This window comes from Pontibacillus yanchengensis Y32, from assembly GCF_000770635.1.
Lineage (GTDB): Bacteria > Bacillota > Bacilli > Bacillales > BH030062 > Pontibacillus > Pontibacillus yanchengensis.
Map to the genome: position 1 here is coordinate 15339 of NZ_AVBF01000029.1, position 14200 is coordinate 29538.

Genomic DNA, 14200 nt, shown 5'->3' on the forward strand with positions numbered 1-14200 from the left:
AAATCATTTCAAAAGAATAAAATATTCTCTAATGATAACTTACTGTGTCTTACTTACAATTACGTAAATATTGTGTTTAAGAAGAAACCCTTTATAAACTCTGACTATATAGAATATCGCCATTATCGAATGCAAACTATAAATGCGGTTGATTGTAAATACTCCCCCTAAGAAAAGAAGAACCACTTATATTAAAAAGATTCCATAACTTTTGGTATGGTAAACCATTTTAATAGCCTTATTTCAAATTAACATTAAATTGCGAAAATCATAGAACAATATATTGTTATTTTTCAACACGAGAGCGTATAAACGGAATGAAACCCCTCACTTACCTAAACCTGATTCTTTATGATTTTTACTTTTCAAGCGAGCACGAGCAAAACACATAAGTGGAGTTAAAAATGGTTACATCACTTTTTCATATATACAGATGCATTAAGATCGCTAGAGACGAACAAAAGCGCAAGCAATCCGATGTTGAATTATCGTAAGGAGGTGCAGGAAGTTACTACTCACTTGGCATTGGAGCTGGATGTGCTCACATCACTTTATCAAAATTAACCACAAACTTAACCCGTTTATACTATGCTAGACGATAAAAAAAAGCAGCGAGCTCGAAAGCTCACTGCTTTTTATTATCTTAATAGGTTACTCAACGATTTTAGAAACAACGCCAGCGCCTACTGTACGTCCGCCTTCACGGATTGAGAACTTAGTACCATCTTCGATAGCGATTTTGGAAATAAGCTCAACATCCATTTCAACGTTGTCACCAGGCATAACCATTTCAACGCCTTCAGGTAGCTGAATAACGCCAGTTACGTCTGTTGTACGGAAGTAGAACTGTGGGCGATAGTTGTTGAAGAATGGAGTATGACGTCCACCTTCTTCTTTAGAAAGTACATAAACCTCAGCTTTGTACTTATGGTGTGGAGTGATTGTACCAGGCTTAGCTAGTACTTGTCCACGGTTGATGTCGTCACGGTTCACACCACGTAGTAGTGCACCGATGTTGTCACCAGCTTCTGCATAGTCAAGAAGCTTACGGAACATTTCTACACCAGTAACAGTAGTCTTGAATGCTTCTTCTGCCATACCGATGATTTCAACGTCGTCACCGACTTTGATAGTTCCACGCTCAACACGACCAGTAGCAACAGTACCACGGCCTGTGATTGAGAATACGTCCTCAATAGGCATCATGAATGGCTTGTCGTGGTCACGTTCAGGAGTTGGAATGTACTCATCAACAGCTTCCATTAGTTCAAAGATACGGTTAACATACTCTTCGTCACCTTCAAGTGCTTTAAGAGCAGAACCTTTTATAACTGGTACGTCATCGCCAGGGAATTCGTACTCAGATAGAAGATCGCGAACTTCCATTTCAACTAGCTCTAGAAGTTCTTCGTCGTCTACCATGTCAGTTTTGTTAAGGAATACTGCAATCGCAGGTACACCAACCTGACGAGAAAGTAGGATGTGCTCACGAGTTTGTGGCATTGGTCCGTCAGCTGCAGAAACAACTAGAATCGCACCGTCCATTTGTGCTGCACCAGTGATCATGTTTTTAACATAGTCAGCGTGACCTGGGCAGTCAACGTGTGCATAGTGACGGTTATCCGTTTCGTACTCAACGTGTGCAGTCGCGATTGTGATTCCACGTTCGCGCTCTTCTGGAGCACCATCGATTTGGTCATAAGCCATTGCTGTACCTGAACCAGAACGGTTGTGTAAGCATGTAGTGATTGCTGCAGTTAATGTAGTTTTACCATGGTCAACGTGTCCAATAGTCCCAATATTGACGTGGGCCTTGGAACGGTCAAATTTTTCTTTACCCATTGAAAACTTCCTCCTTTAAATATGCAAAATTATAATTATAAACTAAATTTATTTGTGGCATAGAATCGAAACGGTGTTCACACACGATTCGATTCTATACTTACAATACAAGTTATACTTGAAGTTAGTCAAAAAATCAATTATTGACCAGAATTTTTCTTAACTATTTCTTCAGAAATGCTCTTTGGTACTTCTTCATAATGAGAGAAGTGCATTGTGTACGTTCCACGACCTTGCGTGTTAGAACGTAGACTTGTTGCATAACCAAACATTTCAGAAAGTGGTACGAATGCTTTTACAAGCTGAGCAGAACCACGAGTATCCATACCTTCTACACGTCCACGACGGGAAGTTACGTCACCCATGATGTCACCCATGTACTCTTCTGGAATAACGATCTCAACTTTCATCATTGGCTCAAGAAGAACTGGTTTACACTTGTTCTTCGCTTCTTTAAGAGCCATGGAAGCTGCGACTTTATATGCCATTTCATTGGAGTCAACATCGTGGTAAGAACCATCGAATAGAGTTGCTTTAATATCGATTAATGGATAACCAGCAACAACACCATTTTCCATAGCTTCTGAAATACCTTGTTGAACAGATGCGATGTATTCACGAGGAATTACACCACCAACGATTTTGTTGTTGAATTCAAAACCAGCGCCTTCTTCGTTTGGTTCAAATGTAACCCAAACGTGACCGTACTGACCACGACCACCAGACTGACGTACGAATTTACCTTCAACATCAGCTGAGCCACGGAATGTTTCACGGTAAGCAACTTGTGGATTACCAATGTTCGCTTCTACCTTGAACTCAACCTTCAGACGGTCAACGATAACGTCAAGGTGAAGTTCACCCATACCAGAGATAATCGTTTGGCCTGTTTCAACGTTCGTTTCTGTTTTGAAAGTAGGGTCTTCTTCAGCTAATTTAGTTAGAGCAACTGCCATCTTGTCTTGGTCTGCTTTAGACTTCGGCTCAATGGCAACTGAGATAACTGGATCAGGGAAGTCCATGGATTCAAGAATAACAAGATTCTTTTCATCACAAAGTGTGTCACCTGTTGCAGTATCTTTCAAACCAACACCAGCTGCAATATCTCCTGCATATACGTCAGAGATTTCTTGACGGGAGTTTGCGTGCATTTGCAGAATACGACCTACACGCTCACGCTTATCCTTTGTCGAGTTTCTTACGTATGATCCCGAGCTTAGTACACCAGAATACACACGGAAGAATGTTAGTTTACCAACGTAAGGGTCCGTCATAACCTTAAAGGCCAGTGCAGAGAAGGGTTCTTTGTCGTCTGGACGACGAACAACTTCTTCTTCTGTACGTGGAACGAAACCTTCGATTGGAGGTACGTCAAGAGGTGATGGTAGATAATCGATAACTGCATCAATTAGTAGCTGTACACCTTTGTTCTTGAAGGCAGAGCCACAAAGTACCGGATAGAAGTCAACGCTCAATGTTGCTTTACGAATAGCTTTCATAAGCTCATCGTTAGAGATTTCTTCTCCTTCAAGGTACTTCATCATCATATCTTCATCTGATTCTGCAACACCTTCAACTAATTTACCGCGATATTCATCAGCGATTTCCTTGTGACTGTCAGGAATTTCACGAGCTTCAGCACGTGTACCTAAATCATCAAGGTAGTAGTAAGCTTGCATTCCGATAAGGTCAATAACACCTTCAAAATTGTCCTCTGCACCAATTGGTAGTTGGATTGGGTGCGCATTAGCACCTAGACGATCTTGTAGTGTACCTACGGAATATAGGAAGTCAGCTCCTACTTTGTCCATCTTGTTAACGAAAACAATACGTGGAACACCGTAAGTAGTAGCCTGACGCCATACTGTTTCAGTTTGTGGTTCTACACCTGACTGTGCGTCAAGTACTGCCACTGAACCATCAAGCACACGAAGGGAACGTTCAACCTCAACCGTGAAGTCTACGTGTCCAGGAGTATCGATAATGTTAATACGATGATCCTTCCACTGAGCTGTTGTTGCAGCTGAAGTGATTGTAATTCCGCGTTCTTGTTCCTGTGACATCCAGTCCATTTGAGAAGCACCTTCGTGTGTTTCTCCTAGCTTGTGAATGCGTCCTGTGTAGAAAAGAATACGCTCGGTAGCAGTTGTTTTACCCGCATCAATGTGCGCCATGATACCAATGTTACGTGTCTTCTCCAAGGAGAACTCTCTTGGCATGAATTCTTCTCCTTCCTATTGGGTGGTATAGTGTTGGTTTCGCTATTACCAGCGATAGTGAGCAAATGCTTTGTTTGCTTCAGCCATTTTATGAACATCTTCACGTTTCTTAACAGAAGCGCCAGTGTTGTTCGCAGCGTCTAGAATTTCATTAGCTAAACGCTCTTCCATCGTTTTCTCACCGCGAAGACGAGAATAATTCACTAACCAACGTAGTCCTAGTGCTTGACGACGCTCAGGGCGTACTTCAACTGGTACCTGATAGTTAGATCCACCTACACGACGTGCTCTAACCTCAAGTACTGGCATTACGTTTTTAAGTGCTTGTTCAAAAGTTTCCATAGCGTCATTTCCGCTACGTTCTTGTACAAGATCGAAAGCTTTGTAAAGAATTTTTTGCGCTTTACCGCGTCGTCCGTCCACCATGATTTGGTTGATCAGGCGAGTTACAAGCTTTGAGTTGTACATTGGGTCCGGTAAGACATCACGCTTTGGTACTGGTCCTTTACGTGGCATATGTCCCCCTCCTTTCAAGAGTAGTTACTATTTTTTATCTAAGATGCATGAGAGCATGCATTACTTTTTAGGCTTCTTAGTTCCGTACTTGGAACGACCTTGCTTACGGCCTTCAACACCTGCTGTATCAAGTGCACCACGAACAACGTGATAACGCACACCTGGTAAGTCCTTAACACGACCGCCACGGATAAGAACAACACTGTGCTCTTGTAGGTTGTGGCCAATACCAGGGATATACGCAGTAACCTCGATGCTGTTTGTTAAACGAACACGTGCATATTTACGAAGTGCAGAGTTCGGTTTCTTTGGTGTTAGTGTCCCAACACGTGTACAAACACCACGCTTTTGAGGTGATGAAAGATCAGTATAACGCTTTTTAAAGCTGTTGTAACCTTTGTTTAGGGCTGGAGAGTCAGACTTTTTCGTCTTTGAAACACGCCCTTTGCGTACTAATTGGTTAATAGTAGGCATTCTATTTTCCTCCCTTCAAATCTAATTGAGTAAAACCACACATCCAGGTGGTTCATAAATAGGCAAAAAACAAAGCTTTCGCGAATGACAGAATCATACCGCCAAAACTTCATTGCTTTATCGCCACTACAGCTGCTCCAACATCAATCCCACAAGCATTTCCTAATTTATTCATAGAATCTACTTGTGTGACAGGAGTTGTTAACTCCTTAGCAAGACGCAGCACTCTAGTAGTTACTTGCTGGTCAGCATCTTCAGCAATGATAACTTCTTGAACTTCACCATGTTTCATTGCTTTCATGGTTTGTTTAGTTCCAATTACTATATTCGGCTTAGCCTGTGCTACTTTTTCATAAGACATATAAAATATCCTCCAAAGTAACAAGGATAAATGGAAGCACCTTGAATATAGTATCACTCACCTACAGTAATGTCAACGTAGTTTAAATGATTTTTTCAAGATACTTCCGTTATTATCACTTGCAACATCAACTTAATGATTTAGGATTGGGTAATCTCTTCTGGCTCTTCTGCCTTGATCATATCTTCTGTTAGTTCATCTGATGCAGGTTGAACACTGCGATATCTAGGCATTCCCGTACCAGCTGGCACAAGTTTACCAATGATAACATTCTCTTTAAGACCTAGTAACTCGTCACGTTTTCCTTTAATTGCAGCATCTGTAAGAACTCGTGTTGTTTCTTGGAAGGAAGCTGCTGATAAGAAGGAATCTGTTTCAAGAGATGCCTTAGTAATGCCAAGAAGTACTGGACGACCAAATGCCGGTTGCTTGCCAGTTAGCAATGCATTTTCATTTGCTTCTTTGAATTGGTGAATCTCAAGTAATGAACCAGGTAGTACATCTGTATCACCAGCATCATGTACTCGGATTTTACGAAGCATCTGACGAACCATAACTTCAACGTGCTTGTCGCCGATTTCAACACCTTGCATACGATATACTTTTTGTACCTCTTTTAGCAAGTACGTTTCAACGCCTTCTAAGCCTTGAATCTTCAATAGATCTTTAGGATCAATTGAACCTTCTGTTAATGGTTCACCTGCGATGACAGAGTCACCAACAGCGACTTTCATACGAGCACCATAGGAAGCTGTGTAGCTACGCTTTTCAACTTCACCTTGAATGGAAATCTCTAGTTTATCTTTTACTTCATTAACTTCCTCAACTGTACCGTGAATCTCACTGATTACAGCTTGCCCTTTAGGGTTACGAGCTTCGAATAGCTCTTGGATACGAGGAAGACCTTGCGTGATGTCATCTCCTGCAACACCACCTGTGTGGAAGGTACGCATTGTAAGCTGTGTACCTGGTTCACCGATTGATTGTGCTGCGATGATTCCAACTGCTTCTCCAACTTCAACTTCGGAACCTGTAGCAAGGTTACGACCATAACACTTCTTACATACACCATGGTGTGTGTTACACGTGAACACAGAACGGATAACTGCACTCTTAACACCAGAGTCAGAGATATATTTAGCAGCATCTTCAGAAATTACTTCATTAGGTTTCGCTAATACTTCGCCTGTTTCTGGATGTTTAATTGTTTGGAATGCAGTACGTCCAACGAGACGATCCACAATTGGTTCGATCATTTCAGTACCTTCACGTAAATCCATGACTTCTAAACCGCGGTCTGTACCACAATCATCTTCACGAACAATTACGTCCTGAGCCACGTCTACAAGTCGACGAGTCAGATAACCTGAGTCGGCGGTCTTAAGTGCCGTATCGGCAAGACCCTTACGTGCACCGTGAGTGGAGATAAAGTATTCAAGTACCGTTAAGCCTTCACGGAAACTGGACTTGATCGGTAACTCAATAATCTTACCAGCCGGGTTGGCCATAAGACCACGCATACCAGCTAACTGTGTAAAGTTAGATGCGTTACCACGTGCACCAGAATCACTCATCATAAAGATAGGGTTCGTTGGGTCTAAGGATTTCATCAGGCGTTCTTGAATGTCATCTTTGGCTGCTGACCAAATTGCGATAACACGATCGTAACGCTCATCATCCGTAATAAGTCCACGACGGAATTGTTTCATTACTCTATCAACTTTACCTTGAGCTTCATCTAGAATTTCTTGTTTTTCTGGAAGTACAACGATGTCAGAGACACCAACTGTAATACCTGCTTTAGTGGAATAAGCGAAACCAAGATCCTTCATGCGGTCAAGCATTCTGGATGTTTCACTAATCTTAAAGCGTTTGAATACTTCTGCGATTACGTTACCAAGAATCTTCTTCTTGAATGGCTCTACAAGCTCACGAGCCTGAATGTTTTCTATTACATTTGTTCCCTTAGGGATGAAGTAATGTTCAGGTGTTCGCTCTTCAAGATTTGATTGCGTTGGTTCGTTAATATAAGGGAATGACTCTGGCAGAATCTCGTTAAAGATTAGTTTACCAACAGTCGTAATTAGTAACTGATTGTTTTGTTCCTCAGTGAATGTCCCATTATCCAAGGATGAAGCTTGCACAGCTACACGAGTGTGTAGGTGAACATATCCATTCTGGTAAGCAATTAGAGCTTCGTGTGTATCCTTAAATACTTTACCTTCACCAATAGCACCTTCACGTTCAAGAGTAAGGTAATAGTTACCTAATACCATGTCCTGGGAAGGAGTAACAACCGGCTTACCATCCTTAGGGTTTAGGATGTTTTGAGCTGCTAGCATTAAAATACGAGCTTCAGCTTGCGCTTCTGCAGATAATGGTACGTGAACAGCCATTTGGTCACCGTCAAAGTCTGCGTTGTACGCCGTACAAACTAGTGGGTGAAGACGGATTGCTCGACCTTCAACTAGTGTAGGTTCGAACGCCTGAATACCTAAGCGGTGAAGCGTCGGTGCACGGTTAAGAAGCACTGGGTGCTCTTTGATTACCTCTTCTAGCACATCCCAAACTTCTGGGTGGATACGCTCGATTTTACGCTTCGCAGATTTAATGTTGTGTGCAAGTCCTCGATCAACTAGTTCTCTCATAACAAATGGCTTGAATAGCTCAAGTGCCATTTCTTTTGGAAGACCAACTTGGTACATCTTCAGACTAGGTCCAACTACGATAACGGAACGACCTGAGTAGTCAACACGTTTACCTAGAAGGTTCTGACGGAAACGACCTTGTTTACCTTTAAGCATATGAGATAGTGATTTTAACGGACGGTTTCCTGGTCCAGTAACTGGGCGTCCACGACGACCATTATCGATTAGGGCGTCAACTGACTCTTGAAGCATACGCTTTTCGTTCTGAACGATAATTGTAGGAGCTCCAAGATCTAACAGACGCTTAAGACGGTTATTACGGTTAATAACACGACGATATAAATCGTTTAAGTCGGAAGTCGCAAAACGACCACCATCCAATTGAACCATTGGACGTAGCTCTGGAGGTATAACTGGAAGAACATCTAGAATCATCCATGAAGGATCATTACCAGATCCACGGAAGGCCTCTAGTACTTCTAAACGCTTAATAGCACGAGTACGTCGCTGACCTTGAGCAGTTTTAAGTTCTTCTTTAAGTGTTTCTACCTCTTTATCAAGATCAATGTCTTGTAGCAATCTACGAATAGATTCCGCGCCCATCATTGCTTGGAATGACTTACCGTATTTTTCACGGTATGTGCGGTACTCTTTTTCAGAAAGTAATTGCTTCTTCTCAAGTGCTGTATCACCTGGGTCTGTAACCACATAAGCCGCGAAGTAAATAACTTCTTCTAAGGCACGTGGAGACATATCAAGTACGAGTCCCATACGACTTGGGATACCTTTGAAGTACCAGATGTGAGAGACAGGGGCAGCTAGCTCTAAGTGCCCCATACGCTCACGACGTACTTTTGCTTTGGTAACTTCAACTCCACAACGGTCACAAACAATCCCTTTGTAACGTACTCGTTTGTATTTACCGCAGTGACATTCCCAATCTTTTGTAGGACCAAAGATACGTTCACAAAACAGTCCATCTTTTTCAGGTTTTAGCGTACGATAGTTAATTGTTTCTGGCTTCTTAACCTCACCGAAAGACCAAGAACGAATCTTTTCTGGTGAAGCTAAACCTATTTTCATATATTCAAAATTATTTACATCTAGCAAGGGGCCTACCTCCCTTATAGTATCCAGGTTTTACCCTAAGCTTAGAAATACAACGTCTCAAGCTTTTATTCAATTTCTTCCTTTGGATCTCCATCTAAGTTCAGCTTTTCTGCTGATTGTGATTCCTCTTCTTCAATATCCTGGATATCAATCTCTGTTTCATCAGCAGATAACATCTTCACATCCATACCAAGACTTTGTAATTCTTTGATCAATACTTTGAAAGATTCTGGAATACCTGGTTCAGGTACATTGGATCCTTTTACGATGGATTCATACGTTTTCACACGGCCAACGACGTCATCCGACTTAACCGTTAGAATTTCTTGTAATGTGTATGCTGCACCATATGCTTCTAGTGCCCATACCTCCATCTCACCGAAACGCTGACCACCAAACTGAGCTTTACCGCCCAATGGTTGTTGCGTAACTAAGGAGTAAGGACCAGTAGAACGGGCGTGTAGCTTGTCGTCTACCATGTGCGCTAGTTTGATCATATACATTACACCAACGGAAACACGGTTATCAAATGGTTCGCCTGTTCGACCATCATAAAGAATCGTCTTCGCATCACGAGCCATACCAGCTTCTTGTAATGTTTCCCAAACGTCTTCTTCACGAGCACCATCAAATACTGGAGTTGCTACGTGGATACCTAACTCACGAGCAGCCATACCTAAGTGAAGCTCTAGTACCTGACCAATGTTCATACGAGAAGGTACACCTAGTGGGTTTAACATGACATCAACTGGTGTTCCATCTGGCAAGTATGGCATGTCTTCTTCAGGAAGAATACGGGATATAACACCCTTGTTTCCGTGACGACCAGCCATTTTGTCCCCTTCTGAAATCTTACGCTTTTGCACGATATAAACACGTACAAGTTGGTTAACTCCAGGAGGTAACTCGTCACCGTCTTCACGGTTGAAAATCTTCACATCTAGGACAATACCACCAGCTCCGTGTGGTACGCGTAAGGATGTGTCACGTACTTCACGTGCTTTTTCACCAAAGATCGCATGTAACAAACGTTCTTCTGCAGATAGTTCTGTTACACCTTTTGGCGTTACCTTACCAACTAATAGGTCACCATCGCTTACTTCGGCACCGACACGGATAATACCGCGATCATCTAAGTCACGAAGAGCATCTTCTCCAACGTTTGGAATGTCTCTTGTGATCTCTTCAGGTCCTAGCTTTGTATCACGAGCTTCTGATTCGTACTCTTCAATGTGAATAGAAGTGTACACATCATCTTTCACAAGACGTTCGCTCATGATGATAGCATCCTCATAGTTATAACCATCCCAAGTCATGAATGCAACAAGAGGGTTCTTACCTAATGCTAATTCACCTTTTTCCATGGATGGACCGTCAGCAAGGATTTCACCTTTTTCTACACGGTCACCAGCGCTTACAATTGGCTTCTGGTTGTAACAGGTACCTTGGTTGGAACGGATGAATTTCTGGAAACGATAGCGATCAAGGTCACCTTGAACCTCTTTACCATCTACCATTGAAATACGACGAATCTGTACTTCTTTAGCATCAACACGTTCAACAATACCTTCATGTTTAGCCAAGACTGCAGCACCTGAGTCTTTACCAGATACATATTCCATGCCAGTACCTACAATTGGAGATTCAGGTTCCATTAATGGTACTGCCTGACGCTGCATGTTCGCACCCATTAGGGAACGGTTGGAGTCATCATTTTCAAGGAACGGAATACATGCTGTTGCCGCAGAAACAACCTGCTTAGGAGAAACGTCCATATAGTCAAGACGTTCACGTTTTACTGCAGTGTTTTCACCACGGAAACGAGCAATAACTTCTTCATCCGTAAAGGATCCATCTTCATCAAGCTTCGCGTTCGCCTGAGCAACAACGTAATTATCTTCTTCATCAGCTGTAAGATAATCAATCTGTGCTGTAACTTTATTAGTCTCTGGATCAACGCGACGATAAGGCGTTTCGATAAATCCGAATTTATTTACCTTCGCATAGGAAGATAAGGAGTTAATAAGACCGATGTTTGGTCCCTCTGGCGTTTCGATTGGACACATACGACCATAGTGGGAATAGTGTACGTCACGAACTTCGAAACCTGCACGTTCACGAGTTAGACCTCCTGGTCCTAATGCTGATAAACGACGCTTGTGCGTCAATTCAGCTAGTGGGTTTGTCTGATCCATGAACTGTGATAACTGTGAACTACCAAAGAACTCTTTTATAGATGCTATTACTGGACGAATGTTGATTAGTTGCTGCGGTGTAATAGATGCCGTGTCTTGAATAGACATACGCTCACGTACTACACGCTCCATACGGGATAAGCCGATACGGAATTGATTCTGTAGCAACTCACCTACTGAACGGAGACGACGGTTACCTAAGTGGTCGATGTCATCTGTTCCGCCCACATTGTGTAATAGGTTAAAGAAATAACTTACAGCAGCAATAATATCAGATTGTGTAATGTTTTTCGTGCTATGATCGATTTGAGCGTTTCCAATCACGTTAAGTGATTTTTCCCCCTCTGGATCAGTTGGATCAACAATCTTAATGGATTGAATTCGAACTGATTCGTCTAGCACTCCTTCATTAGGCTCAATGACACTATCACCAAGATTATCTTCTTCATTACCTTCTAGATAAGGTATGATTTTATCTAATAGACGACGATCTAGCTTATCGCCTTCATTCGCTAATACTTCACCTGTTTCAGGATCTACCAATGTTTCTGCTAACACTTGGTTGAACAAACGGTTTTTAATATGAAGCTTCTTATTAATCTTATAACGTCCTACATGCGCTAAATCATAACGCTTTGGATCAAAGAAACGTGAGATTAATAAACTCTTCGCGTTTTCCACTGTTGGTGGTTCACCTGGGCGAAGGCGCTCATAAATTTCTAGCAAGGCTTTTTCACTGTTTTCTGTGTTGTCTTTCTCTAGTGTATTCTTCAAGAACTCATTTTCACCAATAAGGTCAATGATCTCTTGATCTGTACCGAATCCTAGAGCTCTTAGTAGTACAGTGATCGGTAATTTACGAGTACGATCAATACGTACGTGGGCTACATCTTTTGCGTCTGTTTCAAATTCCAACCATGCACCACGGTTTGGAATAACAGTTGCCGTATAACCTTTCTTACCATTTTTATCTACTTTCGGGCTGAAATAAACACTTGGGGAACGTACAAGCTGCGAAACGATGATACGCTCTGCTCCGTTAATAACAAATGTACCTACATCCGTCATAAGTGGGAAATCGCCCATGAACACTTCTTGCTCTTTTACTTCGCCAGTTTCTTTATTAAGCAAGCGAACTTTCACACGAAGAGGAGCTGAATAAGTGACATCTCGCTCTTTTGATTCATCCACTGGATATTTTGGTTCACCTAAAGTGTAATCGACAAACTCTAGTGATAGATTCCCTGTGAAATCTTCAATTGGAGAAATGTCTTGGAACATCTCCTTCAAACCTTCTTCTAAGAACCAATCATAAGAAGCGGTTTGAATTTCAATTAAGTTTGGCAATTCAAGTACTTCGCTGATGCGCGCATAACTTCTTCGTTGGCGGTGTCGTCCATACTGAACTAGTTGACCTGTCAACTGATTCACCCCTCAAATCAAGCATTTTAATAAAGAAAAAATCGTTCGGCAAAACTACATGCCGAACTAACTAACACAGATCTTTATTCATCTTCTGTGCCAGTACTATATATACACATTCGTCTAGAGACAAATGTAATAGATGTTTTTTCATTTTCTCTAACGTTAGACAAAAGAAAAAAGGGTTTCATACAAAACCACATTTCTTATTCTATTCATTCGATTTTACAAGTCTTGACCTATGTCAAGAGAATTATACTCAAAAACAGAAAAAAACATCTTGACAAAAAGACTTACTTATTGGCATTTTTCAATACTATCATACCTGTAAATCCGAGTCAATCTTTTTAGCTTTGAATATATAATAGCCTTTACTACGTTTAACGATTTCTACTTCATCGAACATTTCTTCCAATAGGGATTGAGCAGATGGTGCTCCCTGCTTTTTTTGAATGACAACCCATAGCTCTCCATGAGGTAATAGAGCTTCAAAACTTTGTTTAAGCATGGAATGTACTACTTCTTTTCCAGCCCTAATCGGCGGGTTCGTTAAAATAGACGCGAACTTCCTTCCTTCAAACGCCTGAAATTGATCACTTTCCAAAACTTCTACATTCGTAGCATTGTTTTGTTCAGCATTTTTCTTAGCTAATTCTAAGGCTCTATCATTCACATCTGCCATTACAACTTTACGTTCTGGATAATCCAGAGCGAGGGAAAGACCGATTGGGCCATATCCACAACCCAGATCAAGAAATTCTCCTTGAATACTAGGTTCTTCAAAGGATTCAATAAGAGTCCTTGAACCAAAATCAACTTCATCTTTAGAAAATACCCCTTGATCTGTGCTAAAGCTTAGCTTTCTTCCTCTTAAATGAAATGTCCAATGCTTTTGAGCACTTTTCGATCCGGGATTTTTTGAATAATAATGTTCAGCCATCCCTATCACCTACCCAAGCAATCATCTTGATTACGTAAAAGGCAAAAGCAAAGCTCGCCGATAGTCAGCGAGCTTTTTTGCTTTCCTTACTTAAGTTCGATCTTAGCGCCAGTTTCTTCTAGCTTAGTTTTCATTTCTTCAGCTTCTTCTTTAGATACGCCTTCTTTGATTGCTTTAGGAGCGTTGTCTACAACGTCTTTAGCATCTTTTAGGCCTAGGCCAGTGATTTCGCGAACTGCTTTAACAACTTTGATCTTAGAAGCACCTGGATCTTCAAGTACTACGTCGAATTCAGTTTGCTCTTCTTCAGCTTCAGCAGCAGCGCCGCCTCCAGCAGCTACAGGTGCAGCAGCAGTTACACCAAATTCTTCTTCGATTGCTTTTACTAGATCGTTAAGTTCAAGAACGTTCATTTCTTTAATTGACTCAATAATTTGTTCTTTAGTCATGATTAGTCCTCCTTAAATTTTTTA

At 41.5% G+C, this 14200-nt stretch carries 9 protein-coding genes; all 9 read right to left on the bottom strand.

Features of this window, described 5'->3' with window-relative positions:
• Positions 1 to 651: 651 nt before the first annotated feature.
• A complete protein-coding gene (gene tuf / locus N782_RS11435) occupies positions 652 to 1842 on the bottom strand; it encodes an elongation factor Tu (RefSeq protein WP_036819830.1) in 1191 nt (396 codons plus the stop codon).
• A 140-nt stretch (positions 1843 to 1982) separates the two neighbouring features.
• Positions 1983 to 4061 (bottom strand): elongation factor G, encoded by a 2079-nt coding sequence (gene fusA / locus N782_RS11440; RefSeq protein ID WP_036819832.1) that lies wholly within the window; start codon positions 4059 to 4061, stop codon positions 1983 to 1985.
• Between the two features lie 45 nt (positions 4062 to 4106).
• The gene (gene rpsG / locus N782_RS11445) at positions 4107 to 4577 is read right to left on the bottom strand and encodes a 30S ribosomal protein S7 (protein ID WP_036819835.1); all 471 of its coding nucleotides are present in this window, start codon (positions 4575 to 4577) and stop codon (positions 4107 to 4109) included.
• Positions 4578 to 4637: 60 nt separating this feature from the next.
• Positions 4638 to 5051, bottom strand: coding sequence for a 30S ribosomal protein S12 (gene rpsL / locus N782_RS11450; protein WP_036819838.1), 414 nt, complete (start codon positions 5049 to 5051; stop codon positions 4638 to 4640).
• 109 nt (positions 5052 to 5160) lie between these two features.
• Entirely contained in the window at positions 5161 to 5412 is a 252-nt protein-coding gene (locus tag N782_RS11455; RefSeq protein ID WP_036819841.1) for a 50S ribosomal protein L7ae-like protein, read from the bottom strand.
• 140 nt (positions 5413 to 5552) lie between these two features.
• Entirely contained in the window at positions 5553 to 9170 is a 3618-nt protein-coding gene (rpoC, locus tag N782_RS11460; RefSeq protein WP_036819844.1) for a DNA-directed RNA polymerase subunit beta', read from the bottom strand.
• A 65-nt stretch (positions 9171 to 9235) separates the two neighbouring features.
• Positions 9236 to 12787: a DNA-directed RNA polymerase subunit beta gene (rpoB, locus tag N782_RS11465; RefSeq protein ID WP_036819846.1), complete on the bottom strand. Its 3552-nt coding sequence runs from the start codon at positions 12785 to 12787 to the stop codon at positions 9236 to 9238.
• A 319-nt stretch (positions 12788 to 13106) separates the two neighbouring features.
• The gene (locus tag N782_RS11470) at positions 13107 to 13727 is read right to left on the bottom strand and encodes a class I SAM-dependent methyltransferase (RefSeq protein WP_036819848.1); all 621 of its coding nucleotides are present in this window, start codon (positions 13725 to 13727) and stop codon (positions 13107 to 13109) included.
• 86 nt (positions 13728 to 13813) lie between these two features.
• Positions 13814 to 14176 carry a 50S ribosomal protein L7/L12 gene (gene rplL / locus N782_RS11475; protein WP_036819851.1) on the bottom strand — a complete coding sequence of 121 codons (363 nt, stop codon included), beginning with the start codon at positions 14174 to 14176 and terminating at the stop codon, positions 13814 to 13816.
• Positions 14177 to 14200: the final 24 nt, after the last annotated feature.